The organism is Streptomyces sp. LUP47B, assembly GCF_001746295.1.
Classification (GTDB): Bacteria; Actinomycetota; Actinomycetes; order Streptomycetales; family Streptomycetaceae; genus Streptomyces.
Genome location: NZ_MJAH01000006.1, coordinates 86491 through 112313, shown reverse-complemented (window position 1 = coordinate 112313; position 25823 = coordinate 86491). Strand labels below are relative to the sequence as shown.

At 70.9% G+C, this 25823-nt stretch carries 22 protein-coding genes; 15 read left to right on the top strand and 7 right to left on the bottom strand.

Translation table 11 applies throughout. From position 1 onward, the window contains the following. Nucleotides 1-75 precede the first annotated feature (75 nt). Nucleotides 76-696: a TetR/AcrR family transcriptional regulator gene (locus tag BFN33_RS18775; protein ID WP_069761241.1), complete on the bottom strand. Its 621-nt coding sequence runs from the start codon at nucleotides 694-696 to the stop codon at nucleotides 76-78. 64 nt (nucleotides 697-760) lie between these two features. Next, the gene (locus tag BFN33_RS55510; protein WP_370743299.1) at nucleotides 761-1855 is read right to left on the bottom strand and encodes a hypothetical protein; all 1095 of its coding nucleotides are present in this window, start codon (nucleotides 1853-1855) and stop codon (nucleotides 761-763) included. A gap of 173 nt (nucleotides 1856-2028) precedes the next feature. Between BFN33_RS55510 and hmgA the strand changes: the two genes are divergently transcribed. From hmgA to BFN33_RS18755, 3 genes are read left to right on the top strand one after another with little or no spacing between them, the layout of a single operon-like run. After that, a complete protein-coding gene (gene hmgA / locus BFN33_RS18765; protein WP_069761240.1) occupies nucleotides 2029-3375 on the top strand; it encodes a homogentisate 1,2-dioxygenase in 1347 nt (448 codons plus the stop codon). A gap of 27 nt (nucleotides 3376-3402) precedes the next feature. After that, nucleotides 3403-4152: a GntR family transcriptional regulator gene (locus tag BFN33_RS18760; RefSeq protein WP_069761239.1), complete on the top strand. Its 750-nt coding sequence runs from the start codon at nucleotides 3403-3405 to the stop codon at nucleotides 4150-4152. A 26-nt stretch (nucleotides 4153-4178) separates the two neighbouring features. Beyond that, the gene (locus BFN33_RS18755; protein WP_069761238.1) at nucleotides 4179-5333 is read left to right on the top strand and encodes a type ISP restriction/modification enzyme; all 1155 of its coding nucleotides are present in this window, start codon (nucleotides 4179-4181) and stop codon (nucleotides 5331-5333) included. On the opposite strand, the gene BFN33_RS18750 is transcribed toward BFN33_RS18755, so the two are convergent. Further along, nucleotides 5330-6043 carry a TetR/AcrR family transcriptional regulator gene (locus tag BFN33_RS18750; protein ID WP_069761237.1) on the bottom strand — a complete coding sequence of 238 codons (714 nt, stop codon included), beginning with the start codon at nucleotides 6041-6043 and terminating at the stop codon, nucleotides 5330-5332. The two genes, BFN33_RS18755 and BFN33_RS18750, sit on opposite strands and share 4 nt — an antisense overlap. A 63-nt stretch (nucleotides 6044-6106) precedes the next feature. Here BFN33_RS18750 and BFN33_RS18745 point away from each other — a divergent pair, with 63 nt between their 5' ends. Continuing rightward, the gene (locus tag BFN33_RS18745) at nucleotides 6107-7045 is read left to right on the top strand and encodes an ATP-binding cassette domain-containing protein (RefSeq protein ID WP_069761236.1); all 939 of its coding nucleotides are present in this window, start codon (nucleotides 6107-6109) and stop codon (nucleotides 7043-7045) included. Beyond that, nucleotides 7042-7824: an ABC transporter permease gene (locus BFN33_RS18740; RefSeq protein WP_069761235.1), complete on the top strand. Its 783-nt coding sequence runs from the start codon at nucleotides 7042-7044 to the stop codon at nucleotides 7822-7824. The genes BFN33_RS18745 and BFN33_RS18740 overlap by 4 nt, the downstream gene beginning before the upstream one ends. A gap of 193 nt (nucleotides 7825-8017) precedes the next feature. Here BFN33_RS18740 and BFN33_RS49865 read toward each other — a convergent pair whose 3' ends face one another. From BFN33_RS49865 to BFN33_RS18730, 3 genes are all read right to left on the bottom strand, one after another. Beyond that, nucleotides 8018-8287, bottom strand: coding sequence for a hypothetical protein (locus tag BFN33_RS49865; RefSeq protein WP_079140885.1), 270 nt, complete (start codon nucleotides 8285-8287; stop codon nucleotides 8018-8020). A gap of 126 nt (nucleotides 8288-8413) precedes the next feature. Further along, nucleotides 8414-9238, bottom strand: a complete 825-nt coding sequence (locus BFN33_RS18735) for an anti-sigma factor domain-containing protein (RefSeq protein WP_069761234.1) — start codon at nucleotides 9236-9238, stop codon at nucleotides 8414-8416. Next, the gene (locus BFN33_RS18730) at nucleotides 9235-9777 is read right to left on the bottom strand and encodes a sigma-70 family RNA polymerase sigma factor (RefSeq protein ID WP_069761233.1); all 543 of its coding nucleotides are present in this window, start codon (nucleotides 9775-9777) and stop codon (nucleotides 9235-9237) included. Before BFN33_RS18730 ends, BFN33_RS18735 begins: the two co-directional genes overlap by 4 nt. A 206-nt stretch (nucleotides 9778-9983) precedes the next feature. Here BFN33_RS18730 and BFN33_RS18725 point away from each other — a divergent pair, with 206 nt between their 5' ends. The 4 genes from BFN33_RS18725 to BFN33_RS18710 all read left to right on the top strand — a co-directional run bounded on the left by BFN33_RS18725 (nucleotide 9984) and on the right by BFN33_RS18710 (nucleotide 16524). Beyond that, the gene (locus BFN33_RS18725; protein WP_176742415.1) at nucleotides 9984-11519 is read left to right on the top strand and encodes a DUF4331 domain-containing protein; all 1536 of its coding nucleotides are present in this window, start codon (nucleotides 9984-9986) and stop codon (nucleotides 11517-11519) included. A 98-nt stretch (nucleotides 11520-11617) separates the two neighbouring features. Further along, nucleotides 11618-13072, top strand: a complete 1455-nt coding sequence (locus BFN33_RS18720; protein ID WP_069761231.1) for a lipopolysaccharide assembly protein LapB — start codon at nucleotides 11618-11620, stop codon at nucleotides 13070-13072. Beyond that, nucleotides 13069-14865 carry a sulfite exporter TauE/SafE family protein gene (locus BFN33_RS18715; protein ID WP_069761230.1) on the top strand — a complete coding sequence of 599 codons (1797 nt, stop codon included), beginning with the start codon at nucleotides 13069-13071 and terminating at the stop codon, nucleotides 14863-14865. Before BFN33_RS18720 ends, BFN33_RS18715 begins: the two co-directional genes overlap by 4 nt. A 69-nt stretch (nucleotides 14866-14934) precedes the next feature. Then, entirely contained in the window at nucleotides 14935-16524 is a 1590-nt protein-coding gene (locus tag BFN33_RS18710; RefSeq protein WP_256122794.1) for a serine/threonine-protein kinase, read from the top strand. Nucleotides 16525-16531: 7 nt separating this feature from the next. Here BFN33_RS18710 and BFN33_RS18705 read toward each other — a convergent pair whose 3' ends face one another. Beyond that, nucleotides 16532-17326 carry an SGNH/GDSL hydrolase family protein gene (locus BFN33_RS18705; protein WP_069761229.1) on the bottom strand — a complete coding sequence of 265 codons (795 nt, stop codon included), beginning with the start codon at nucleotides 17324-17326 and terminating at the stop codon, nucleotides 16532-16534. Between the two features lie 186 nt (nucleotides 17327-17512). Here BFN33_RS18705 and BFN33_RS18700 point away from each other — a divergent pair, with 186 nt between their 5' ends. The 6 genes from BFN33_RS18700 to BFN33_RS18675 all read left to right on the top strand — a co-directional run bounded on the left by BFN33_RS18700 (nucleotide 17513) and on the right by BFN33_RS18675 (nucleotide 25813). Further along, nucleotides 17513-17908 carry a DUF1616 domain-containing protein gene (locus tag BFN33_RS18700; RefSeq protein ID WP_256122793.1) on the top strand — a complete coding sequence of 132 codons (396 nt, stop codon included), beginning with the start codon at nucleotides 17513-17515 and terminating at the stop codon, nucleotides 17906-17908. Nucleotide 17909: 1 nt separating this feature from the next. Further along, nucleotides 17910-19031 carry a GNAT family N-acetyltransferase gene (locus BFN33_RS18695; RefSeq protein WP_069761227.1) on the top strand — a complete coding sequence of 374 codons (1122 nt, stop codon included), beginning with the start codon at nucleotides 17910-17912 and terminating at the stop codon, nucleotides 19029-19031. Nucleotides 19032-19392: 361 nt separating this feature from the next. After that, nucleotides 19393-20214, top strand: a complete 822-nt coding sequence (locus tag BFN33_RS18690; protein ID WP_069761226.1) for a glycosyltransferase family 2 protein — start codon at nucleotides 19393-19395, stop codon at nucleotides 20212-20214. After that, nucleotides 20211-21212: a glycosyltransferase family 2 protein gene (locus BFN33_RS18685; RefSeq protein ID WP_069761225.1), complete on the top strand. Its 1002-nt coding sequence runs from the start codon at nucleotides 20211-20213 to the stop codon at nucleotides 21210-21212. Before BFN33_RS18690 ends, BFN33_RS18685 begins: the two co-directional genes overlap by 4 nt. Continuing rightward, a complete protein-coding gene (locus tag BFN33_RS18680; RefSeq protein WP_069761224.1) occupies nucleotides 21205-22005 on the top strand; it encodes a polysaccharide deacetylase family protein in 801 nt (266 codons plus the stop codon). The genes BFN33_RS18685 and BFN33_RS18680 overlap by 8 nt, the downstream gene beginning before the upstream one ends. After that, the gene (locus BFN33_RS18675) at nucleotides 21998-25813 is read left to right on the top strand and encodes a lipopolysaccharide biosynthesis protein (RefSeq protein WP_069761223.1); all 3816 of its coding nucleotides are present in this window, start codon (nucleotides 21998-22000) and stop codon (nucleotides 25811-25813) included. Before BFN33_RS18680 ends, BFN33_RS18675 begins: the two co-directional genes overlap by 8 nt. Nucleotides 25814-25823 lie beyond the last annotated feature (10 nt).

Sequence of the window (25823 nt, the reverse complement as noted above, 5' to 3'; positions counted from 1 at the left end):
GTCCTCCCGGGGCAGCGGTGCCTGTCCAGGCGAGCATACCGACCGGTAGGGATGGAGGGGAGGGGTTGTGGAGGGTCAGTCCAGAACCCTCGCCAGATAGGCGCGCAGCAGCTCCCGGGTCTCCTGGATGATCCGCTCGTCCCCCTCGGGGGCCATCCGGAAGGCCAGGTGGACCAGGGTGTCGGCGGTCTCCACGGCGATGAGGAAGGTGCGGCGCAGGTCGTCGTCCGGTTCCCGGGAGAGGTAGCCGGAGAGGAGGTCGGTGAGGCGGTCGGCGACCCGGTGGTTGGGTTCCGCGTGGCGGGCACCGACGGGGATCTGGTTGCCGAAGTCGACGAGGGAGAAGCCGGGGGCGGTGCGTTTCATGGCGAGGTACTCGTCGAGGACGACGTCCATCGCGGTACGCCAGCCTCCTTCCTCACCGGACTCCTTGAGGCGGTCGGTGACGCCGACCGTGAAACGCTCCAGGTTGCGCTGGGCCAGCGCGTCGACCATCTGCCGCTTGTTGCCGAAGAAGCGGTATACGGAGCCGATGGGCACGCCGGCGCGCAGGGCGACGGCACGCGTGCTCAGGGCGTCGTAACCGACCTCGTCGAGCAGGTCGGCGCAGGCGTCGAGGATTCTGGTCAGCCGTTCGGCGCTGCGCCGCTGCACGGGGGCGCGGCGAAGCGAGGTCGCGTGGGGCACGGGCTTCATGATGCCTTTCCGCCGTCGTCCGGAAAACCCTGCCACCTGGTACGGCGCCGGGGGCCCGCGGCACTCATCGGCCACCGCCGACGCTCGTCGCGAGCCGCACGTCGGCGACTGCGCCATCAGCGCTCCCGCCGTCCTCGGGGTATGGGACACCGCCGCCCACCCTCACCACGACCTGCGCGTCCGAGGCACGGCCACTCGCGCTCGTGGCAAGCCACGAACCCGAACCCGCGCCACCAGCACTCGCGCCACTCAGCGGAACCAGGGCACTACCGCCCGCCAACGCCATGACCCGCACTTCCCCGGCACCGCCACTCGCGCCCATGGCGAGCCGCAAACCCGAAGCCGCGCCACCGGCACTCGCGCCACCCAGCGGGACCAGGACGACGCCGCCTGCCAACGCCTTGGCCTGCGCCTCCGAGGCACGGCCACTCGCGCTCGTGGCAAGCCACGAACCCGAACCCGCGCCACCGGCGCTCACGCCGCCCAGCGGAACCAGGGCACCGCCGCCCGCCAACGCCATGACCCGCACTTCCCCGGCACCGCCACTCGCGCCCATGGCGAGCCGCAAACCCGAACCCGCGCCCACAGCGCTCACGTGGCCCGCCGGGCCGCCCGCACTCCCCCCGGCCTGCGGGTCCGAGGCGCCGCTCCCCGTCGGTTGGGGTTTCGAGGCCGTGACATCCGCCGTGCTCTCCACCGGGTCGCCGTCCACGGCCCACACGGTGCCGTCGTCGGCGTACAGCCGGGCGGTGACCTTGTGGGTGCCCTGGGGGACGTACGCGGCCGCGAGGCGGCAGGACGGGGCGCGGAGGGTGGTGACGGGACGGTCGTCCACGAAGACGACGGCGACGCCGCGGCCGGAGACCGCCTTCGTCTTCGTCCCGGCGGGCGAGAAGGTGAAGTTCTGGACGGTCAGCCGCACCGACCAGCTGTCGTCGCTGTTCGGCTGAACCTCTATGCCGACGTCGGGGGCGTTGTCCTTGTCCACCTCGCGGTAGTGCCGCCCCTCCTCATCGGTGTCGTCGAGGACCTTGCCCACCGGTGAGACCGACTGTCCGTCCTTGTGCTCCCGCGCCCCACTGGCGCCACAGCTCACGGATCCGGTCACCAGCACGACACAGACCGCGAACAGGGCGATGAGTCCCCGCATCCACGACATGCCGGCGAGCGTAGAACACAGGTCCGACACCGCGAATCCCCCTGGGGTCTGGTTCTCGCTCTCCTCCCTGAGGAGGTCACGGCGGGGAGATCGGTTCCACGGAACGACCTCTTGCGTCGGCGAAACCGCAATCCTACGGTGTTCCATAGGAATCAGACCGCAAGGGAGCGATCATGAGCGGGGACACCGCGAGCACGCGCGGCGACGCACGCAAGGCCGCCGAGGGCCTGGCCCACCTCTCCGGGTTCGGCAACGAGCACGCCTCGGAGGCCGTCCCGGGCGCCCTGCCCGAGGGCCGCAACGCCCCGCAACGCGCCCCCCTCGGCCTGTACGCGGAGCAGCTCAGCGGTACGGCGTTCACCGAGCCCCGCGCCCACAACCGCCGCTCCTGGCTGTACCGGATCCGCCCCTCCGCCGCGCACCCGGCGTTCACCCACACCCACAACGGCCGGATCCGTACGGCCCCCTTCACCGAGTCGGTCCCGGACCCGAACCGGCTGCGCTGGAACCCCCTGCCGGAGCCGGCCGAGGGCACCGACTTCCTCGCCGGTCTGTGGACCCTCGGCGGCAACGGCGACGTCACCCAGCGCACCGGTATGGCCGTGCACCTCTACCACGCCACCGATTCCATGGACCGCGTCTTCAGCGACGCCGACGGCGAGCTGCTGATCGTCCCGGAGCGCGGCGGGCTGTTGCTGCGCACGGAGTTCGGACTGCTCCATGTGGAGCCGGGCCAGGTGGCGCTGATCCCTCGTGGGGTGCGCTTCCGTGTGGAGCTGCTGGACGAGTCGGCCCGGGGTTATGTGTGCGAGAACTACGGTGCCCCCTTCCAGCTCCCCGACCTCGGCCCGATCGGCGCCAACGGCCTCGCCAACCCCCGCGACTTCCGGGCTCCCGTCGCCGCCTACGAGGACGTCGAGGGGCCGGTGGAGGTGGTCAACAAGTTCTGCGGCAACCTCTGGACCGCGACCTACGACCACTCCCCGCTCGACGTGGTCGCCTGGCACGGCAACCATGTGCCGTACGTCTACGACCTGCGCCGCTTCAATGTCATCGGCAGCATCTCCTACGACCACCCCGACCCGTCGATCTTCACCGTGCTGACGTCCCCGTCGGACACCCCCGGGCTGGCCGGCGTCGACTTCGTCGTGTTCGCACCGCGCTGGCTGGTCGGCGAGGACACCTTCCGGCCGCCGTACTTCCACCGGAACGTGATGAGCGAGTACATGGGACTGATCGAGGGCGCCTACGACGCGAAGGCATCCGGAGAAGGGGGCTTCGTGCCGGGCGGCGGCTCGCTGCACAACATGATGTCGGCGCACGGGCCGGACCGGGAGACGTTCGACCGGGCGAGCGCGGCCGAGCTGAAGCCGCAGAAGGTCGACGACGGGCTCGCGTTCATGTTCGAGACCCGCTGGCCGGTGACGCTCACCGCGCACGCGGCCCGGGCGGACCACCTCCAGCCGCACTACGACGACGTGTGGCGCGGCCTCGAACGTCACTTCCGCCCGTTGCACTGACCGATCCGCGGAAGGTACGGATAGCCCGTGACCTCCTTCGCCCCGGACTCGATCGTCCTGAACCGCAAGCTGCCGCTCTGGTACCAGGTGTCGCAGTCCCTGCGCGCCTCGATACTCGGCCGCTCACCCCAGGACCCCCTCCGCCTGCCCACCGAGGAACAACTGGCCGGCCACTACGGCGTGAGCGTGCTGACCATGCGGCAGGCGCTGAAGGAGCTGGAGGACGAGGGGCTGATCAGCCGTCACCGCCGCCGGGGCACCTTCATCGAGCCGGACGCCCGCCGGGGCACCCCCGTCCGGCTGCTCGGGTCGGTGGACGCCATCGTGGCCCAGCAGTCCGGCATGACGACCGAGCTGCTGGAGCACGGCAAGTCGCTTGTGCCGTCCGAACTCGCCGAGTACTTCCCAGAATTGGACGAGGTGGCGGCGTACCACCGACTGCGCAGCGACGAGCACACGGGCGAGCCGACCAACCACGCCCGCAACTACGTCCGCCCCGAACTGGCCGCGCGCATCGACCCGTCGGATCTGGCGCGATGGCCGATGACCAAGGTGCTGCGGGACGTCGTCGGGGCGGACATCAGCCGCATCACGGACACCGTGGAGGCGCGTCTCGCGGACCCGGAGACCGCCCGGCTGCTCCAAGTCCCGCTGCTCAGCCCGATCCTGCACTACACGGGGGTCACCTACGACACGGACGGCCGGGTGCTCGACGTGGCGGTGATCCACTACCGGGGCGACCGGTTCTCGTTCACCGTCACCCTGGACGCCACGTGACCGCACTGTCTGTCACAGGTCGTACGATGCCCAGCGTGACGCACGACGACGCTCCGCCGCTGGCGGACCTCATGCCGTGGTCCGTCGCACCGCCGCGGCTCGGCCGGGGGTGGCCGACGGGCCCCGACGCGGCATCCCTGAAAGCCCGCTGGGACGCCCTCCTGAAGGCCGAGGGACCCGACCGGGAAGCCCTGTTCGAGCCCACCCGCTCCCGCACCCTGCGCTCGGCGGTCGGGCAGCTGCCGGGGCGGACGGGCGGCACGGAGAAGCTCGCACGCGCCACCGGCCCCTGCTCCGAGCCGGTACGGGTCCTGCGCGCCCCCTTCGACGAGCAGTGGCTGATCCCGGACCACCGGTTGATCGACGCGGCCCGACCCGAGCTCTGGCGGGTGGCGGACGACGACCAGGTGTTCGTGGTGGAGACACCCACGGACGGTCCCGGCCCCCAGCTCCTGGCCACCTCCCTCCTCCCCCTGCTCCGCCCCGGCCGGGTCCGCCCCCTGTACCGCCGCCCGGGCGGCACGGAGCCGAACCTGGCCCCGGGCCTCCTGAAGCACCTGCGGACGCGCCTCGGGATCACGGTGGAACCCCTGGACGCCCTCGCCTGGATCCTGGCGGCGGTCCGCCCCGATCTCACCGTTCCGCTCACCGACGACCCCGAAGTGTGGTCCCGCGGCACCGAGTCGGGCCACCGCGTCCTGTGGCTGATGCGCCGCGACGGCGACCGCCCGAAGCTGCCCGGAGGCCGCCGCCCCTACGTCCGCGCCCCCCTGCCGTCCCGCCCGCTGACCCTGGACTACGACCGCGACGAGGAGGCGCTGCTGCTGGACGAGGGCCGTATCTCCCCCGTACCGCCGAAGGCCTGGGACTTCGAGGCCGGCGGGGTGCGGGTCCTGGAGCAGTGGTTCACGGCCCGCGTCACGGAACCGGAGCCGGGCACACTCTCCGCGATCCGTCCGGCGACATGGCCGCAGCCGTGGACGTCGGAGCTCCTCGAACTGATCACCGTGCTGGCCCTGCTGGCCGATCTCCAGCCCCTCCAGGACGAGCTGACGTCCCGGATCACGGCGAGCGACCTGCGCGAGGCGGGGGTACTGCCGGTCCCGGACTCGGCCCGAAGGCCGGCGTCGGTCCTGGACGGGCACGAGGAGGGGCCGGAGGGCCAGCTCGCGCTCCTCTAGGTTCTGGGCTCGAAACCGTCCAGGACCCGCCCCAGCATCCGCTCGAACACCGCGTCCAGATCGATCGGCCCCGCGTCCTCCATGAACGAGGCCGCCAGCCGCGGATACGCCCCCGACGCCACCTGACTGCCGAGATACGCGATCCGCACCGCGTTCTCCTGCTCCTGCGACCACGGCAGCGACCGCACCCGCTCGGCCGTGGACAGCTCGTTCGAGACGTACGTCGTCACACACCCGTTGAGCATCGCGACCAGCTCGATCTTCGTGCCGCTGGGAGCGTCCAGCGGGTCGAGGCAGGCGAGGCAGTGCTCCAGGTAGCGCAGGGCATTGGGGCTGAAGCCGTACACCCCTGACATCAGCCGCACCATCCAGGCGTGCCGGTGCATGAGCGCCTTGGTCTGGCGCGCGTTGCGGAGCATGTCGGCCCGCCAGTCACCGGTCGGCTCGAACAGCTCGTGCTCCCCGCTGACCGCGTCCACCATCAGCTCGTACAGGTCCTCCTTGCGGGGGACGTAGTTGTACAGGGACATCGTCCCGCAGCCCAGTTCGGCCGCGACATGCCGCATGGACACCGCGTCCAGACCCCCGGCATCCGCGAGCCGCACCGCCGCCGCGGCGATGTCCGCCCTGGTGAACGCGGGTTTCGGCCCACGCCCCGTCCGCTCAGGACGCGCCCAGATCACTTCGGGTACGGCCGCTCGGCCCGCCATCGATCATCACCTCGGCCACCATCCTAGTTACGTACACCGTACGTAGTGCGCTATGGTCGCGCCATGACTTCTACGTACGCTGTACTTAGTGAAGGTCTGGAGAAGCGGTTCGAGGAGGTCCACGCCCTGCGCGGTCTCGATCTCGCGGTCGCCCCGGGCACGGTCTGCGGCATCCTCGGCAGCAACGGCGCGGGCAAGACCACGGCCGTACGGCTGCTGGCCACGCTGCTGCGGCCGGACGCCGGCTCCGCGCGGGTCGCCGGACACGACCTGGTCCGGGAACCGGAGGCGGTGCGGCGCGCCATCGCCGTCACCGGGCAGTACGCCTCGGTCGACGGGGACCTCACCGGGCGGCAGAACCTCCGGCTGTTCGCCCGGCTGCACCGGGTGCGGGGGCCGGCCGAGCGGGCCGCCGAGCTGCTCGACCGCTTCGGGCTGACCGAGTCCGCCGACCGGGCCGCGTCCACCTACTCGGGGGGCATGCGCCGCCGTCTGGATCTGGCGGCGAGCCTGATCCGCCGCCCGGAGATCCTGTTCCTCGACGAGCCGACGACCGGCCTCGATCCGGCCGGCCGCAACTTCATCCGGGACGCCGTGCGCGAGCTCACGGCGGACGGCACGACGGTGCTGCTGACCACGCAGTACCTGGAGGAGGCCGACCAACTCGCCCACGACATCGTCCTGGTGGACAAGGGGCGGGTCGCGCACACGGGTTCGCCGTCCCAGCTCAAGGCGTTGATCGGGGCGCACGTCGAGATCGTCGTCGCGGACGCGGACGTCCTGGTGAAGGCGGCCGGGGTGCTCGACCAACTCACCGGCGGGGAGCCGTCGTTCGACCACGAACGCAACTCGGTCGGCGCGGTCACCCGGGACACCACGCTCACGCTGCCCCGGCTGGTGCGTGAACTGGACGCGGCAGGCGTGCCGTTGCTCGACGCGAGCATCCGGCCGCCGACCCTCGACGACGTCTTCCTGCGACTCACCGAGGAGGTTGCGGCATGAGCATGTTGGCCCACGACGGCACCGCGATGCTGGGCCGTCAGCTGCAGCGGATCCGGAACAGTCCGGGCCTGCTGATCCTGACCCAGACCATGCCGATCACCATGCTGCTGTTCTTCGGCTACGTCTTCGGCAGCGCGCTGGCGATGCCGGGTGAGGAGTACCGGTCCTTCCTGGTGCCGGGCCTGCTGGTGGCGACGGCGGCGAACGGAATCATGACCGGGATGTTCCAGGCGGCCCAGGACGTCCACCGGGGCGTGACGGACCGGCTGCGCACCCTGCCGATCAGCCGGGCGGCCGTGCCGCTGGGGCAGTCGGTCGCGGACGTGATGGTCACCGCCGCCGGAATGGTGCCGTTCCTGCTGGTGGGACTCGCGGTGGGCTGGCGCGTCGAGAAGTCCGCGCTGCAAGCGGTGGGCGCCATCGGACTGTTGCTGCTGTTCCGGTTCGCGACCACCTGGATCGGCATCTTCCTCGGCCTGCTCACCCGCAGCGAGGAGGCCGCCGGTCAACTGGGCGGCGCGACGTTCATCCTGCCGCTGCTGTCCAACGCCTACATCCCGACCGAGGGACTGCCCGGCCTGCTGCGCACCCTCGCCGAGTGGAACCCGATCAGCGCGGTGACCACGGCCCTGCGGGACCTGTTCGGGAACGCCCCGGTGCCGGAGGGGGCCGCCTGGCCGGTGGCCCATCCGATCGCCGGGTCACTGCTGTGGTGCGCGGTGCTGCTCGCGGTCTTCGCGCCGCTTGCCGTACGGCGGTACGCACACGGCGAGGCCTGAACGTCTCTTGCCGGGAGGGGAGTTCGAGCCCTGCCGGGGCCCGGGCCGACCTCGGAGGCGTGCATGCCAAAGGTGTTGCGCGTACGGGGACCGAGCCGGGGGCGTACCCCACGCTCGGCCGGCTCACCTGGATCGTGCTGCATACCGTGGGGATGACGGACAGGATCGCAGCACGATACCGGGCGGCAAGGGCTCAGCGTCCGCCGAACAGCGTACGGCGCAGTCGGCGCAAGGGCGCGAACAGTGAGACGCGGCGCACACGAGCGCCCCTGTCACTGCGCTCCTGCTTGGTGGTGTCACGCGCGGTCAGCTCACGCATCAGTGACGTCGCCTCGGCCGCCTCTCGCTGCGGGACGGCTGGTCCCGACAGCACCGAGAGATGGCGGTCGAGGCGCGAACTGGTCGCGCTGCTCCCGCAGGTGATCGCAGGGACCCTCGCCCTGCGCACTGTTATCTGTTCCATGTCACTCCCCACCCGTACGAGTCCACCCGGCCCGGGCAGGGTAACCCTATCGCCCCGTCGGGGCACACGTGTATCGGCGTCACAGGATTCACCTTCCCCGTAAGGGTGTTGACGACCCCTCCATGATTACTCTCCGAATCCGACCGATTTCAGGGCGAGTTGGACAACCGGCTGGGTAGTGGGCTGCGGGGAGCCTCCGTCGGGCTCCACGGTCACAGCGAGTGATGTCGCGGACTTGTCGAGCCCGGTCGCCACCAAGGGCGTGTCGGCGGCGAACAGCCCGAGGGAGCGCGGTTGCTCGTTGGGGCGCATGAGCCACAGCTGACGCACGCGGCCGCTCGGGGGCGCGCTGTACCCGCTCAGGGTGACGACCGCGCGCCCCTCCGATGCGGAAGCGATCACTCCGATCGTTCGGCCCTGTGCGTCCTGCCCCCGGGTCGCCGCTGCGTCCGCTGCCTGGAGAACGTGGGCGATCTCACTGGCCTGGGCCTTCTGCGCGTCCAGTTCGTCCTGTGTCCGGTTGGCCTGGACGGCGAACAGCGAGGCGACGACGAGAGCCGCGGCCGCGGTGGCCGTCGCGAACGGTACGAACAGGGGACGCCTCCGACGCTGCCTGGGCGGCGGCTGGGCCCCCCAGACATGGGGTGGCAGCTGCGACTTGCGCGCCCGCACCGGCTCCGGTCGCGCTCGGGCCGGCTCCGGCCGTGCGACGGGCTCCTGCGGGATGGTGCGTACGGCGGCCAGCACCCGGTCGCGCATCGCGAACGGCGGTGGAGCAGCGGCCGACCACGCGAGCCGTACCGCGTCCTCGGACAGGGCACGCACTTCCGCCGCACAGCTGTCGCAGTCCTTGAGGTGCCTCTCGAAGCGGGCCCGCTCGGCGGGCTCCAGCGCGTCGAGGGCGTACGGGGCCGCGAGGGAATGGAGATCTTCCCGGCGGAAGAGGCTCACGCCACACCTCCCAGGCACTCCCGCAAGCGGGTCAGTCCGTCACGCATCCGCGTCTTCACCGTTCCCAGCGGCAGAGAGAGCCGCTCGGCCACTTCACGGTACGTGTAGCCGTCGTAGTAGGCGAGGGTGACGGACTGGCGCTGGAGTTCGGTCAGACGCTCCAGGCACCGGCGCACCCACTCGCGTTCGAGGCCCGCCTCGACCTCCTCGGTCACCTGGTCGAAGGCGGGGTGATGGGACCGGCGCGCCTCGCGCTGATCGCGTTCACCGGCCGCGCGGGCACTGCGCACCCGGTCGACGGCACGGCGGTGCGCGAGGGTGAGGACCCAGGACAGCGCGCTGCCCCGGCGCGGGTCGAAGCGCGCGGCGGACCGCCAGCATTCGAGCAGCACTTCCTGCGACACCTCCTCCGACTGCGCCGGATCACGCACCACACGCCGTACGAGCCCGAACACCGGCCCGGCCACGAGCCCGTAGAGCTCCTCGAATGCCCTCTGGTCCCCACCCGCCACGAGCATCAGAAGCTCGTCCGCTTCCAACTCGCCGCCCCCTCCCGCAAAGCCGCACTTGGGCCGTCCCGTCCCACGAGGTACTCGCAACGCACACACCTCCGGAGGGGGTTACGGATCAGAAGGCCGAAAACGCGGGTCGAGCAGCAGAAAAGAAGTTTTGAGATTCGACCAATCCGGCCCGCCCACCACTCCGAATCACCGGCGTCAGGCAAGTTGGACTGAGGACGGACGGCATGACACCTATCTCCAGGAGTGGCTCGGGACGCAGGAGTCTCGCGACCCTCGTATGTGCTGCGCTGGCCGCCGGAGGGCTCGCAGCCGCCGGTGTGGCCACGCTGGAACCGGGGGCGGCCTCCGCCTCCAGTCACCGGGAGGCCCCGCTGATCTCGGGCGACCCCCAGTACGACAACACGGACGTCTACGCGTTCGTCAGCCCCGACAAGCCCGACTCGACGACGATCGTCGCCAACTGGATCCCCTTCGAGGAGCCCGGCGGCGGCCCGAACTTCTACCAGTTCGCCGAGGACGCGCAGTACGACCTCCACATCGACAACAACGGTGACGGTCAGGGCGATCTGCTGTACCGCTTCACCTTCAAGACGCACATCAAGAACAAGAAATCGTTCCTGTACAACACGGGCGCGGTCGAGAGCCTCGACGACCCCGACCTGAACGTCACGCAGACGTACGACATCGAGCTGTTCCAGCTGAAGAACCAGAAGGTCAAGTACAAGACGAAGCTCGCCGACGACATCCCGGTGGCACCGTCGAACGTCGGCAAGGCCTCCATGCCGAACTACGAGAAGCTGCGCGACCAGGCGGTCTACAAGCTTCCCAACGACTCGACGTCGTTCGCCGGCCAGGCCGACGACCCGTTCTTCGCCGACCTGCGCGTCTTCGACCTGCTGTACGGCGGGAACCTCACCGAGGTCGGCAACGACACGCTCAAGGGCTACAACGTCAACTCGATCGCCCTGCAGGTCCCGACGGACATGATCGCGGAGTCCTCGCACCAGCCGATCGTGGGCATCTGGTCGACGACCCAGCGCAAGAACGCGCAGGGGTACTACTCCCAGGTCTCTCGTCTGGGCAACCCGCTCGTCAACGAAGTCGTCAACCCGCTGAAGGACAAGGACAAGTTCAACGCGTCCTCGCCGTGGGACGACGGCCAGTTCCTCAAGAACGTGACCAACCCCGAACTGCCGAAGCTCATCGAGGCGATCTACAAGATCCCCGCCCCGAAGGAGCCCCGCAACGACCTCGTGGACGTGTTCCTCAAGGGTGTGAAGGGGTTGAACCAGCCGCCCTACGTGCGCCCCGCGGAGGAGCTGCGCCTCAACACGTCCATCAAGCCCACCGATTCTCCGAAGCGGCTCGGTGTGCTTGATGGCGACAACGCCGGGTTCCCGAACGGCCGACGGCTGACGGACGACGTGATCGACGCGTCGCTCCAGGTGGTCGAGGGTGAGCTGGTCGGGTCCAAGAACGACCTCGGTGACGCGGTCGACAAGAACGACAAGGACTTCGAGAAGTCGTTCCCGTACGTGGCGCTGCCGACCGAGGGCTCCCGGGGACCGCTGGCCAAGGGGACGAGCTCGGGCAACGACGTCCGCAACCAGCTCGGGGACGCGCTGTCCCCGGCAGGTGCCTCCGGTTCCGGCGACAACATGTCCCTGATCGCCGGGTCCGCGGGCGCGGGTGCGGCCGGGATCGCGCTCATCGGGGCCGCGCTGATGTGGTGGCGCCGGATGCGGCGCCGGGCCTACTAGGCCCCACTGCCCCTATTACTGGCGCGGCCCGCACGTACTCATCCCCCACGGTGCGGGCCGCGCCGCACACACGATCACGATCTGACTAGGAGAGGGCAATGTCCGGGTCTACGACCGACAGCGCACCCGAGGACGAGCACGACGGATCGTCGGAGACCGTGGAGCCCTCTGCTCAGGCAGCCGAGGAGAAGGTCGCCGCCGTGCGGCGGGTCTCGGAAGCCGGACGGCGCTGGCGGGCCGCTCAACTCGCCGGGTGCGCGGCTCTGTTGGCCGTCGCGCTGACCGGTGGGTCGATCGCCTTCGGGGCGCTGCGGGACGGCGGCACCACCACCGTCGCCAGTTCGTCGTCGGCCGTCTCTCCCGGCCTGATGGCCAGCGGGGACCTCGACGCGGGCATCAGGGCGATCCAGGCCCATCTCCGCGGCCAGCCCAAGGACTTCGGCAGCTGGGCCACCCTCGGTCTCGCCTATGTCGAGCAGGCGCGGACCAAGGGTGACCCCTCAAGGTATCCGCAGGCCGAGAAAGCGCTGGAGAAGTCACTGCAGTTGAAGGCCGACAACGAGCAGGGGCTCACCGGTCTCGCCGCACTCGCCGCCGCCCGGCACGACTTCAAGAACGCCCTCACCTACGCGGACAAGACGCTGAAGCAGAACCCCTACAACGACCGCGCCCTGTCCTCCCGGATCGACGCCCTGGTCGAACTCGGCCGCTACGACGAGGCGTCGAAGGCCGCCGACCTCGCGGACGAACGACGGCCGGGCATCCCGGTGTTCACCCGCTACGCCTACGTCCACGAGCTCCGCGGTGACGTCCGTACCGCCCGCACGGTCCTGGCGCAGGCCCTGTCCACCGCGACCACTCCGGGCGACATCGCCTACGTGGCCAGCGCGCTGGGCCAGCTCGCCTGGAACCAGGGCGACTACGACACGGCCCTGACCGACTACGCGCGCGCCCTCGCCGCCGACGACGCCTACCTTCCCGCTCTGGAGGGCCGGGCCCGTGCCCAGGCGGCGAGCGGGGACCGCGCGGCGGCGATCAAGGGCATGGAGGCCCTCGTAGCCCGGTATCCGCTGCCCCAGCCGCTCGTCGAACTCGGCGAGTTGTACGAGGACAGGGGCGCCGACGGCGACACGGCGAAGGCCAAGGACCAGTACGCGCTCGTGGACGCCTGGACGGCCCTCGCCCGGGCCAACGGCGTCAACGCCGACCTCGACACCGCGCTCGCCGCCGCCGACCACGGCGACAAGGCCTCCGCCCTGCGCGCCGCCCGCGCCGAGTGGGCGCGCCGGCACACCGTGCACACCGCCGACGCCCTCGCCTGGGCCCTGCACGTGAACGGGCGCGACAAGGAGGCCCTGCCGTACGCCCGGCAGGCCACCGCCACCGGCTACCGCAACGCCTCCTTCCTCTACCACCGCGGCATCGTCGAACTCGCCGCGGGCGACCGGAAGGAAGGCAGGAGCCATCTCGGCTCCGCCCTGAAGCTCAACCCCGGTTTCTCCCCCCTCGGCGCCCGCGAGGCCCGCAAGGCTCTCAAGGAGGCGTCCAAGTGAAGCCCCGCCGTCTGTTCGCGTCCCTCACGGCCGTCCTGACGGCGGCTTGTGCGCTCGCGCTGCTCCCTTCCAGCAGCGCGAGCGCCCACCCCCTCGGCAACTTCACCGTCAATCGGTACGACGGTCTCGTCGCCGGCCCCGGCGTACTCCGCGTCGACCACGTCGAGGATCTCGCCGAGATCCCGGCCACCCAGGCCAAGCCGGACATCGAGAAGCTCGGCATGACCGAGTGGGCCGCCCAGCGCTGCCAGAAGGCGGCGGAGGGCGCCAAGGTCACCGTCGACGGCCGTACGGTCGCCCTGACCGTGAAGACCAGCCACGCGCGCGTGCGTCCCGGTCAGGCCGGGCTCGACACCCTCCGCGTGGAGTGCCGGCTGACCGCCCCGCTGCCCGAGGACGCCACCGTCGCCCTCGGCTTCCACAGCGCGGGCACCGACTCCGGTCCCGGCTGGCGGGAGATCACCGCGCGCGGCGACCGGACGACGCTCACCCGGTCGGACGTGCCCACGAAGTCGGTCTCGGACGAACTGACCACGTACCCGCAGCAGTTGCTCTCCTCCCCCGCCGACACCGTGACCGCCTCGCTGCGCGTGCGGCCCGGCGGCCCCGCCCTCACCGAAGAGCGGTCGAACGCCCCCGCCGCCTCCGTGCTGCCCCGCGGCGCCGACCGCTGGACCCGCGCCCTGGACTCCCTGGTCGCCCGGCACGACCTCACCCTCGGCTTCGCGGCGCTCGCCCTGCTCATCGCGGTCGTCCTCGGGGCGATGCACGCGCTGGCCCCGGGGCACGGCAAGACCCTGATGGCCGCGGTGGCGGCAGCTCGCGGTGGCAAGGCCCGGATGAAGGACGTCCTGCCGCTGGCCGCCTCCGTGACCGTCACCCACACCCTGGGCGTGGTCGCGCTGGGCCTCCTCGTCACGGCCGGCTCGGCGGCGGCCCCCTCGGTGATCGCGTGGCTGGGCATCGCGAGCGGAGTGCTGGTGACCACGGCGGGCGTCACCCTCCTGCGCCGGGCCCTGCGCACCCGCGCTCACCAGCACGGGCACACTCACGACCACCCCCACACGCACGACGCCGGGGAGCCCGAGGAGCGCTCACTGGTCCTGGTCGCCGCCCACGCGGAGACCGTCCCGGCGACGGCAGAGGCCAAGCCCCGGACACACGCGCACGCACCCGGCCACACCCAGGACCACCCGAACGGGCACGGGCACGGTCACGACCACTCGCCCGACGCCGGGGAGCCCGAAGAGCGCTCCCTGGTCCTGGTCGCCGCCCACACGGAGACGCTCCCGGCCACGACAGGGGCCCAGCCCGGGACGCACGCACACGCACCCGCTAACACCCACGACCACCCGCACGGGCACGGGCACACTCACGACCACCCGCACCCGCATCCCCACACCGTCGAACACTCGCACGGCGGCTTCACCCACACCCACGCCGTCGCCCCCACTCTCCGCGGCACGATCCTTCTCGGCTTCGCCGGTGGTCTCGTGCCCAGCCCCTCCGCCGTCGTCGTGCTCGTCGGTGCCGCCGCGCTCGGGCAGGCCTGGTTCGGTCTGCTGCTGGTCGTGGCGTACGGCGTCGGACTGGCCCTGACCCTGACCGCGGCCGGATTCGCCGTCGTCAGGCTGGGCAGTGGAGTCACACGGCTGCTGGACAGGCGCCCCCGCCTGGCCGCCAGCCCGATGACCGCCCTGGTGCGCAGGACCGCGCCCCTGATGTCGGCGTTCGTCGTGGTGGCTCTCGGGGCAGGATTGGTGCTCAAGGGGGCGGCATCCGCACTCGGCTGAGCTACTTTTGTACAGAATTCACGTGCAACATCACGCGGAGTGGAGATTTCGCCCGGATGCGAATGGGGGATGCCCGTGTCCGAAGAACCGGGCAGTGAACGGCTGATCGCGGGCCGCTACCGACTGCTGTCCCCGCTCGGCGAGGGCGGCATGGGAACCGTGTGGCGGGCCCGTGACGAGGTGCTGCACCGCGAGGTCGCCGTCAAGGAGGTGCGCGCGCCGCACGGACTGGCGACGTCCGAGGTCGAGCGGCTGTACGCCCGCCTCGAGCGCGAGGCGTGGGCGGCGGCGCGGGTCGCCAACCGCAACGTGGTGACGGTGTACGACGTGGCCACCCAGGACGGCCGCCCGTGGATCGTCATGGAGCTGGTGCGCGGCATCTCGCTCGCCGAGCTCCTGGACGCGGAGGGCCCCCTCAGCCCGCAGCGGACGGCGCACATCGGCGCCGAGGTGCTCTCCGCGCTGCGGGCCGCGCACGAGGCCGGGGTGCTGCACCGCGATGTGAAGCCCGCCAACGTGCTGCTGTCGAACGACGGCCGCGCGGTGCTCACCGACTTCGGCATCGCCCAGGTCGAGGGCAGTTCGGCGCTGACGATGACCGGCGAGGTCATCGGCTCGCCCGAGTTCCTCGCCCCGGAGCGGGCGCTGGGCCGCACCCCGGGTCCGGAGTCCGACCTGTGGTCGCTGGGCGTGCTGCTGTACGCCGCCGTCGAGGGCAACTCCCCCTTCCGGCAGAACACCCCCCTCAGCACCCTGCGGGCGATCGTGGACGAGGAGCTGCCGCCGCCCTACCGGGCCGGCCCGCTCACCCCGGTGATCGAGGGGCTGCTGCGCAAGGATCCGGCACAGCGTCTGCCGGCCGACCGGGCCGAGCAGGAGCTGCGGATCATCGGGGCGGGCGGTACGCCCCGCGCGGACGCCGTGCAGGGGTCGCCGTACGCACCGACCATGGCGGCGCCCTTCCCGCAGGAGCCGCCGACGGCCCCGTACCGTTCCGCGCCCACGCCGGCCTCCACCCCCGTCGCACCCTCCGGGCCCCCGGAGCGCAATCGCCGCGCTGCCGGCGTCCTGGTCGCGGGGTTGTTGGTCCTCGCCCTGGCGATCGCGGGGCTGACGTACGGGCTGCTGAACCGGGACAACGGCGACGAGGACGGGCAGACCGCCAAGGACACCGATCCGGCGGTGAGTTCACCCGCGCAGACCAAGACGGACGAGCCCAGCGACTCCCCGTCCGCGTCCCCGAGCCGGAGCGAGAGCACCACGAGCGCGCCCCCGCCGCAGTCGGTGAACGTCTCGCTGTCCGGTTCGAACACCGACTACACGGGCAGCTGTCCGCCGGACAAGTCGGCGGCGCCCAGCTTCACGGCCACCTTGACGGTCGGCCGGCTCCCGGCGACGGTGACCTACCGCTGGGTGTCGAAGAACGGCTCGGTGAACGGCAGTTGGAAGACGCTCACGTTCCCGGCCGGTGGCGGCAGGACGCAGGAGGACAGGCGGTTCGTCACCACCGAGGACGACAGCGGGACCTTCGAGGACACCATCAGCGTGGAGGTCCGCGACCCCGTCGAGAAGACGTCCAACTCGGTCCCGTTCACCCTGACCTGCGTGACGGAGACCCCGTCCGGCACGGACGAGGCCTCCCCCACCGAGTCCCCGTGAGGGGTGATCAGGCCGCGCTGTTCAGGACGGGGAGGTAGCCGCCGGACTGGCCGGCCGCCGTCGGGTGGTAGGACTCGCCGATGTTGAGCAGGTTGAGGCTGTGCAGCCAGGCGCTGCCGGAGCAGAGTTCGTGGCCGGTGAAGGTGGGGCGGACGTCTCCCCAGGCGAAGCCGTGGTTCGCGGCCCGCTTGGCGATCGCGGTGTCGAGGTAGTCGGCGGCGTCGTTGATCGCCTTCCGCTTGGTGTCGGAGAGGCCGAGGCAGGTGGCGCCGAGCTGGTAGAAGCGGGGGTAGCCGAGGACGACCACATGGGCGTTCGGGGCCCTGCTGCTGATCGCCGAGTAGACGTTGTCCAGTTGGCCCGGGAGCGTCGAGTCGACGTACGCCTTCGCCGTGCTGATCCGGGAGAGGCAGGAGCTGTCGGACTGGAGCACACAGGTCGTCATGACGTCGGCGAAGCCGGCGTCGTTACCGCCGATGGTGATCGAGACCAGGGCGGTGGCGGAGGTGAGCGGGGTCAGCTGACTCGCCAGAACATCACCCGTTCGGGCGCCCGAGCAAGCCGTGAAAGTGAAGGACGAGGGTGAGTTGGCGGCCGCCCAGAGGTAGGGGTAGGCCTTCGTGCTGCGCTTGCAGTCGCCGCTTGAACTGATGTAGCTGCCCGCGCCGACACCCGAGGAATAGGAGTCGCCCAGGGCCACATAGGGGCCTTCGGCGGCGTGGGCGGTGCCTGTCCCGGTGAGGACTGCGGCGAGGGCGAGGAGGAGCGAGCCGACGTACGCGGCAAATCGGGAACGTCTCATGGAACCTCCCTTTAGCAGGATCTCTGCCGTATCCGTCGTAGCAACGACACGCACCGACGGGAAGTGTCCATGCCAAAATCGGTGCCGTCGCCATGGACCTTGGCGCGGCGCGCCCTTGACGGCTCCCTCGGCACTGCGCGACATTTAAGCCCGGCATCCGGCGCTTTCTGGGGGGAAACGTCGCCCATGCAGACGACACGTATCGGAACGTCCTCGAAGGCGTCGGGCAGAGACCTGACGCCATTGCTCGCGGGCGCCGCGACCGCCTTGGGGGGATTCGGGGCGCTGCTCGCGCTCACCGGGTCCGACTCACCGCTGCGCGCCCCGCTGACGCTCTTCTTCCTGCTCGTGGCACCGGCCTTCGGCATCGCCGCCGCACTGCGCGGCTTCGATCCGTTCGCCCGGTTGCTCGCTTCGCTGGCCGGCTCGGTCGTCCTCAACATGCTGGTGGCGCAGGGCATGCTGGCCACGCACCGCTGGTCGACGCGCGGCGGCGTCCTGGCGATGGCCGTGATCAGTGCCCTCATCCTGCTGCTGGTGCTGATGCTGCGGCGCCGTACGGCGAAGGATCAGGACGGCTGACGTGGACATCAGCGTGTACCGCCCCGGTGAGCTGAGCGCCGCCGACCGGGCGGCGTGGAGCGCCATGCAGTCCAAGGCCCATCTGCAGGGCTCGCCAGGGCTCGCGAATCCGTTCCTGTCCCCCGAGTTCGCGCTCGCGGTGGGCCGGTGCAGGCGGGGTGTGCGGATCGCCGTCTTACGGGAGCGGGGCGAGCCCGCCGCGTTCTTGCCGTTCCAGAGAACCGCCGCCGGTGTCGGCCGGGCCGTGGGCCTCGGCATCTCGGACGCCCAGGGACTGGTGCACCGGCCCGGATTCACCTGGGACGCCCGGGAGTTGCTGTACGCCTGCGGGCTCGCCGTCTGGGAGTTCGACCATCTGGTGGAGGGTCAGGGGCCGTTCGAGACGGAGGCCTCCGGCAGGTTCCCCTCTCCGGTCATGGACGTCGACCAGGGCTACGAGACGTATCTGGCCGGACTGCGGGAACGCGCACCGAAGTTCACCCGCACCACACTCGCCAAGGAACGCCGGCTGGCCCGCACGGCGAGCGAGCTGCGCTACGTCCACGACGAACGCGACCCGGCCGCCCTGCGCGTCCTGATGGGCTGGAAGTCCGCCCAGTACCGCAGGACCGGCCGCAGCGACCGCTTCGCGCACGAGTGGATCGCCCGGCTGGTGGAGCAGTTGTTCCACACCCGGTCCGAGCCGTTCGCGGGGATCCTGTCGGTGCTGTACGCCGACGGGAAGCCGGTGGCCGCCCACTTCGGGCTGCGTACCGAGCGCGTCCTCGCGTGCTGGTTCCCGGCGTACGACCCGCAGTACGCGAAGTACTCCCCGGGCCTGATCCTGCATCTGCGCATGGCCGAGGCGGCCGCCGCCGACGGCATCGCGTACCTCGATCTGGGCCGGGGTCAGAAGGAGTACAAGGACTCCCTGAAGACACGGGAACTGACCGTGTCGGAGGGGTGGGTGACCCGTCGGCACCCGGTCGCGGTCGGACACCGCGTCCGCCGGGCTCCGGCGCGGGCACTGCGCAACGCCGTGGTGGCACGGCCGGAGCTGTTCGAACCCGCCGACAGGCTACTGAAGAAAATGGGAAAGATCCGCTCCGGTACGTCTGTAACGGTCAAACCAACAAAAACGTGAGGCCTCTTCCCAGGTCTTGCCATACGGGCTCAATCGTCAATACCGTCATACATCACACCCGCACCGTCCCGTCATCGAGCGGCTCTAGGGGAGGGCTCAAGGACCGCGACGGGGGCGCGGGGCGCGGTAGGGGGGTGCCGTGCTCGGTGACCGCACCGGTGACCGAGTCGTGCCGCGCGACCGGCTGTCGTTTCTCTGAACAAGCACAGCACGACGGCGGTCGGCCAGCTTTGCCAGCTCACCCGGCAGGTACGGAGATTCCTTCCGGCATGCCGTGAGTGAGAACCCCCCTTTCGAACCGGAGCAACAAGCCGGACCGCCCAGGGGCGGGCGGTCCACCGGACGAGAGGGAACCAGACTCATGAGTTCAGTTCTGCGCCCGGCGACTGCGGGCCAGGATGTGCCGACAGCCAGCCAGTACCGGCCCATCTCCACTCACCTGGCCATCACGCCACCGGTGAGTGTCGTCATACCCGCCATGAACGAGGCGGAGAACCTTCCGTACGTCTTCAAGACCCTGCCCGACTGGATCCACGAAGTGGTTCTGGTGGACGGCAACTCCACGGACGACACCGTCGAGGTGGCCCGCGGACTGTGGCCCGAGGTGAAGGTCGTGAAGCAGCACGGCAAGGGCAAGGGGGACGCCCTGATCACCGGGTTCGACGCCTGCACCGGTGACATCGTCGTCATGATCGACGCGGACGGCTCGGCCGACGGCAACGAGATCGTCTCCTATGTGTCCGCCCTGGTCTCGGGCGCGGACTTCGCCAAGGGGTCCCGCTTCGCCAACGGCGGCGGCACCGACGACATGACCTTCATCCGCAAACTCGGCAACTGGGCGCTGTGCACCATCGTCAACCGCAAGTTCGGCGCCCGCTACACGGATCTCTGCTACGGGTACAACGCCTTCTGGCGGCACTGCCTCGACAAGATCGACCTCGACTGCACGGGCTTCGAGGTGGAGACCCTGATGAACATCCGGGTGGTCAAGGCGGGGCTCAAGGTGCAGGAGATCCCGAGCTACGAGTACCTCCGCATCCACGGCGCGAGCAATCTGCGGGCCGTCCGGGACGGGTTCCGGGTGCTCAAGGTGATCCTCGGGGAGCGGTCGAACCGGCGTGCGCTGCGCCGCCGCGCCCATCACTCGCCGATGCTCGACTCGCGCCGGGGAGAGGTGTCTTGAGCGATCCCGACATCTCCGTCGTGATCTGCGTGTACACCGAGGACCGCTGGGAGGACATCCTCGCGGCGGTCGCCTCGGTGCGTACGCAGTCGTACCCGGCCCTGGAGACACTGCTGGTCGTCGACCACAATCCGGTCCTTCTGGACCGACTGACCAAGGAATACAAGGAAGTTGAGGAGGTCCGCGTGTTCGCCAACGCGGGCCCCCGCGGCCTGTCCGCGGGCCGCAACACGGGAATCGCCGCAGCGCGCGGCGAGGTGATCGCCTTCCTGGACGACGACGCCGTCGCCGAGCGGGACTGGCTGCGCCACTTCGCCTCCGGGTACGCGGACCCGCGGGTCATGGCCGTCGGCGGCCGTACGATGCCGATCTGGGCGTCGGGGCGCCGGCCCGCCTGGTTCCCCGAGGAGTTCGACTGGGTCGTCGGCTGCACCTACAAGGGCATCCCGTCCGGCCTGGTCCGGGTGCGCAACGTCCTGGGCGGCAACGCCTCCTTCCGCCGCAGCGCCTTCGACGCCGCGGGCGGCTTCGCCACCGGCATCGGACGGGACGGCGACAAACGCCCGCTGGGCTGCGAGGAGACGGAGCTGTGCATCCGGCTGAGCCGGGCCAGACCGGACGCGGTCCTGCTGATCGACGACCGGGCGGTGATTCACCACCGGGTGCCCGAGGCGCGCGAGCACTTCGGGTACTTCCGCACGCGCGCGTACGCGGAGGGTCTGTCGAAGGCGCTCGTGGCCCGAAGTGTCGGCGCTGACAAGGGACTTGAGTCCGAGCGCCGGTACGCCACCCGGGTGCTGCCGGCCGGGGTGGTGCGCGGGCTGCGGGACGCAGCGCTGTCCCGGCCGGGTGGCGCGGGGCGGGCGGGCGCGATCGTCGCCGGGGTGCTCACGGCGGCCGGCGGGTACGTGGTCGGCACCGTCCGGGCGCGGCGGGGCGGTGCCACGTTCACGGTCGCGGAGATACAGGAGGAGCTTCAGGGGGAGAGAGATGGCTGAGCCGCCCGTACCGATCCTCATGTACCACGCGGTCGCCACCGACCCGAACGACGCCACCCGCGTGCTGTCGGTCTCCCCGGAGGGCTTCGCCCGACAGATGGAGATCATCGGCGAGTTGAGCCTCACCCCGGTCGGGACGGCGGATCTCGCGGCCCGTTGGCGCGACGGCCGGCCACTGCCCGAGCGGCCCGTCCTGATCACCTTCGACGACGGCTACGAAGGCGTCCACCGCCACGCCCTGCCCGTGCTCGCCAAGCACGGCTTCACGGCCACGGTGTTCGTCTCCACCGGCTGGATCCGGGGTGCGTACGACACCGGCGGCGGCCTGGACACCATGCTGGACTGGGACCAGGTCCGCGAACTCGCCGCGGCGGGCGTCGAGATCGGCGGCCACACCCACACGCACCCGCAGCTCGACCAGCTCGACGACAGCGCGCTGCGCCACGAGCTGATCCACTCCAGGGAGATCGTCACCGACGAACTCGGCACCGCGCCCGCCTCGCTCGCCTACCCGTACGGCTACTCCAGCCGCCGGGTGCGCGAGGCGGTACGCGAGACGGGGTACGGCCAGGCGCTCGCCGTGAACAACGGCCTGGCGCGCCGGAGCCAGGGGCCTTATGCGCTCACCCGTCTCACCGTGCGCCGCGGCACCACGGCCGAGGAGTTCGAGCGGCTCGTCCAGGGCCGTGCGATCGCCCGGGACTTCGCCAGGGACCGTGCCCTCACCAAGGGGTACGCGTTGGTCCGAAGAGCACGACAGGTCCGCCGGAAGGTCTCCCGTTCCCGTGTCTGACACGACGACCACGACCGAGCCCGAGTCGACCGCGGCGAAGGCGCCCGAGCAGTCGGGGCGCCGTCTTCGGCTGCCCGGCCTCGGCAGCGGCGCCGCGGGCGGCAACCAGCTGTTCCGCAACGCCTACGCCCTGATGCTCAACACCGGCATCTCCGCCGTGCTGGGCCTCGGCTTCTGGCTGGCGGCCGCCCGCTACTACTCCGAGTCGGCGGTCGGCCAGGGCTCCGCCGCGATCGCCGCGATGAAACTCCTCGCGGGACTGACCGCGGTGACCCTGACCGGGGCGCTGGCCCGCTTCATACCGGTCGCGGGCCGGGCCACCGGGCGCCTCATCGCCCGTACCTACGCGGGCAGTTCGGTGATCGTGGCGGTCGCCGCGGCCGTCTTCCTGCTCACCCTGGACATGTGGGGGCCGTCGTACCGCTTCCTGCACGGCACGGCGAACGGCCTCGGCTTCATCGCCGCCGTCATCGCCTGGAACGTGCTCACCCTCCAGGACGGCGTGCTGACCGGGCTGCGCAGCGCGCTGTGGGTGCCGGTCGGCAACACCGTGTTCTCCGCGGTGAAGCTGGGACTCCTGGTCGCGTTCGCGGTGGCGATCCCGACGGCCGGTGTCTTCGTGTCGTGGGTCGCGGCGATCGCCGTCTCGGTGCTGCCGCTGGGCTGGATGGTGTTCCGGCGTCTGGCGCCGCGCCATGTGAAGGCCACCGAGGACCACGCGAAGCCGCCCTCCCTCAGGGAGATCGGGCGTTTCCTCGCGGGCGACTACACCGGCTCGCTGTTCTCGCTCGCCGTGGTGTATCTGGTCCCGGTGATCGTGGCCTCGCAGGTCAGCTCCCAGGACAACGCGTACTTCTACATCACCACGACGATCGGCGGCACCTGCAACCTGCTCGCCATCAACATGGGCGCCTCGCTGACCGTCGAGGGCTCGCACGACCCGTCACGGCTGGCCGCCAACACCCGTGCCGCGCTGAAGCGGATGGCACGGATCATGCTGCCGGTGGCCGGCATCCTGTTCTTCGGGGCGCCCTGGATCCTCGGTGTGTTCGGAGCGGGCTACGCGGACGCGGCCACCCCGCTGCTGCGCTGGTTCGCCGTCGGCGCGGTGCTCCGGGTCGTCATGGAGACGTACTTCGCGGTGCTGCGGGCGCAGAGCCGCACCTCCGGACTCGCCTGGCTGCAGGGCCTGTTGTGTGCCATGGTGCTCGGCCTCACCCTGCTGCTCCTGCCCCGCATGGGGCTGACCGGAGCGGGCGTCGCCGAGATCTCCTCGCTCGCGGTGATCGTCGCGCTCGCCGCGCCCAAGCTGTACCGGACGATCCGCCACGCACCGGCCGCCGAGGTCCCCGCGAGCGCGGCTCCCGACGGCGACCTCGCCGACCTGGGGGCGCGTGAGGTACCGGCCGCCGGCCGCATCCGCCGCCCCGGCTGGGCGCTGGACCAGGACACCCTCGCGCTGGGCATCCACGTCGACTTCGACCACCAGGAACGCCGTCCCGACGTACGCCCGGGTCCCGGCACCCCGCCCACGGGCACGCCCGTGCCGGGTGTGACGCGCGACCGGCCGACGTGGGCACTGCAGAAGCCGTCCGATCTGGGGCTGCCGGTCCAGGAGCGTGAGCCGGGCTCCGACTCCTCCCTCGGCCCGTCCGAGGCGGCGGAGGTGGACGCGCCGTTCGAGGTGGCGTTCGACGCGGGCAAGGAGGTCGACGTACCGGAAGAGTCCGCCGTACCGGAGGAGGCGACACAGCCCGCGGAGCCGCCGGGGCCCCTGTCCTGGCGGGAGCGGCTGCAGCCCACCTGGCTCGGTGTGTTCCTCGGCTGTCTGCTGGCCGTCGCGCTGCTCCTGTACTGGGTGCCGGCCCTCGGCCTGGGCGAGGCCGACCTGGACCGCATGGGCGGCCTCGGGCTGATCTCGATCCTGCCGATGCCCACGCTGGTCGGCGCGGCGCTTCTGGTCGTGGTCTTCGCCTCGCTGCTCTGGCTGGGCCGTGAACACAAGGCGCTGCTGCTGGTCACGCTGGTGGCGACCGTGTTCTCGCTGCACGCGCTGCCGGCGGTGATCGAGGCCGAGCCGCGGTTCGCGACGGCCTGGCAGCACCTCGGGTTCATCGACTACATCGACCGGACCGGCTCCGCGGTGCCCGACCTGGACGCCCGCTGGAGCTGGCCGGGCTTCTTCGCGGCGGCCGCGTTCGTCGCGCGGGCCTGCGGGGTCACGGACTTCACCGAGGTCATCCGCTGGTGGCCGACGGCGATCCAACTGCTCTACCTGGTACCGATGTTCCTGCTCGTACGGCACATGCGGGCGAGCTGGCGGGCCAAGTGGACCGGCATCTGGATCTTCGTGCTCAGCGGCTGGGTCGGCCAGGACTACTTCTCCCCGCAGGGCTTCACCTATCTGCTGTATCTGGTGTTCGTGGCGGTCCTGCTCGTCTGGTTCCGCGCCCCGCGCGTGATCTGGACGAAGCGGCGGCCCGGCGAGGCCGAGGTCGAACCCACGAACCGCCGCCAACGGGCCGTCCTGCTCGCGGTGTTGATCGGTCTGTTCGCGGCGAGCGTGCCCGCCCACCAGCTCACCCCGTTCGTGATGCTCGGCGTGCTGGCAGCGCTCGTCCTGTGCGGCCGCAGCGAACTGCGCGGTCTGCCCGTCCTGTTCGCCGTCATGGTGGCCGCCTGGATCGGCTGGATGGCCGAGCCGTACTGGTCGGGTCACTTCGACGACCTGTTCGGCGGGGTCGGCGGCGTCGGCGGCAACGTATCCTCGTCGGTCTCCGGCCGTATCGAGGGCGGCAGTTCGACCCACAAGCTGGTCCTGTACGTCCGCGTGCTGCTGGCGGGCGGGGTCATGGCCCTGGCCTGTTATGGCTGGTGGCGGCGGCGCGACCACAAGTACCGGGAAGCCGTGCTGCTCGTCCTCACCTTCGTGCCGTTCCTCGGCTTCGGCATGCAGTCGTACGGCGGCGAGATGGCCCTGCGGGTGTTCATGTTCGCCCTGCCGGGTGCCGGACTGCTCGCCGCGCTGGCGCTCTTCCCGCGCACCGGCGTCACCGCGAAGGAACGCGAGAGGGACCGGGTCAGCCTCGCCCCGGTGGCCGCGCTGATGGCGGGTCTGCTGCTCGTCGGCGGCTTCCTGGTCGCCCGTTGGGGCAACGAGCCGTTCGAGCGGATCCAGCCCGGCGAGGTCGCCGCCATGGACTACGTCTACGCGCACGACGATCCGACGGTCCGGGTGCTGTGGCTGTCCAACGACACGCTGAACAACGTGACGCCGGCGATGCCGTGGGGCACGAAGGACATGGAGAAGGTGTCCTACGTGCCGACGCCGGCGCCGACCGACCCGGTGCTGGTGTCCGGGCTGGTGAAGTCGCTGAAGGACGCGGGCCCGAACTCGTATCTGATGGTCAACGTCAGCCAGGTCACGTATCTGCGTCTGGACGTGGGCTATTCGAGGACGTGGGAGCCGAGGCTGCTCGACAACCTCGACAGCCGCAAGGAGCTCAGGCGGGTCCTCACCAACGACGACGTGACCATGTACGCCCTGCGGGACCAGCCCGCGGGGAAGGTCGCGAAGGCCGATCCCGGGCCGATCGGGCCGCAGGTGACGTGGACGCCCTGGTCGGTGGTGGGGGCGCTGGCGGCGCTGGCGCTGATCCTGCTGCTCTCGGCGCGTGAGGTGGTGCGGGTCGCGGTGCGGCCGGGGGTGCGGCAGCTGCGGTGGCTGCAGAGCAGCTTCTGGTTCTCGCTGCCGCTGCTCGCGGTGTTCCTGGCGGCGCTGGTGCAGCGGTTCCTGACGATGAAGTGACGCCCTTCGG

Bases quoted from the DNA above. Each gene is read 5' to 3' on its own strand.
- BFN33_RS18775 (WP_069761241.1), bottom strand. From the start codon at position 696: ATGAAGCCCGTGCCCCACGCGACCTCGCTTCGCCGCGCCCCCGTGCAG.
- BFN33_RS55510 (WP_370743299.1), bottom strand. From the start codon at position 1,855: ATGTCGTGGATGCGGGGACTCATCGCCCTGTTCGCGGTCTGTGTCGTG.
- hmgA (WP_069761240.1), top strand. From the start codon at position 2,029: ATGAGCGGGGACACCGCGAGCACGCGCGGCGACGCACGCAAGGCCGCC.
- BFN33_RS18755 (WP_069761238.1), top strand. From the start codon at position 4,179: ATGCCCAGCGTGACGCACGACGACGCTCCGCCGCTGGCGGACCTCATG.
- BFN33_RS18750 (WP_069761237.1), bottom strand. From the start codon at position 6,043: ATGGCGGGCCGAGCGGCCGTACCCGAAGTGATCTGGGCGCGTCCTGAG.
- BFN33_RS18745 (WP_069761236.1), top strand. From the start codon at position 6,107: ATGACTTCTACGTACGCTGTACTTAGTGAAGGTCTGGAGAAGCGGTTC.
- BFN33_RS18740 (WP_069761235.1), top strand. From the start codon at position 7,042: ATGAGCATGTTGGCCCACGACGGCACCGCGATGCTGGGCCGTCAGCTG.
- BFN33_RS49865 (WP_079140885.1), bottom strand. From the start codon at position 8,287: ATGGAACAGATAACAGTGCGCAGGGCGAGGGTCCCTGCGATCACCTGC.
- BFN33_RS18725 (WP_176742415.1), top strand. From the start codon at position 9,984: ATGACACCTATCTCCAGGAGTGGCTCGGGACGCAGGAGTCTCGCGACC.
- BFN33_RS18720 (WP_069761231.1), top strand. From the start codon at position 11,618: ATGTCCGGGTCTACGACCGACAGCGCACCCGAGGACGAGCACGACGGA.
- BFN33_RS18710 (WP_256122794.1), top strand. From the start codon at position 14,935: ATGCCCGTGTCCGAAGAACCGGGCAGTGAACGGCTGATCGCGGGCCGC.
- BFN33_RS18705 (WP_069761229.1), bottom strand. From the start codon at position 17,326: ATGAGACGTTCCCGATTTGCCGCGTACGTCGGCTCGCTCCTCCTCGCC.
- BFN33_RS18700 (WP_256122793.1), top strand. From the start codon at position 17,513: ATGCAGACGACACGTATCGGAACGTCCTCGAAGGCGTCGGGCAGAGAC.
- BFN33_RS18690 (WP_069761226.1), top strand. From the start codon at position 19,393: ATGAGTTCAGTTCTGCGCCCGGCGACTGCGGGCCAGGATGTGCCGACA.
- BFN33_RS18680 (WP_069761224.1), top strand. From the start codon at position 21,205: ATGGCTGAGCCGCCCGTACCGATCCTCATGTACCACGCGGTCGCCACC.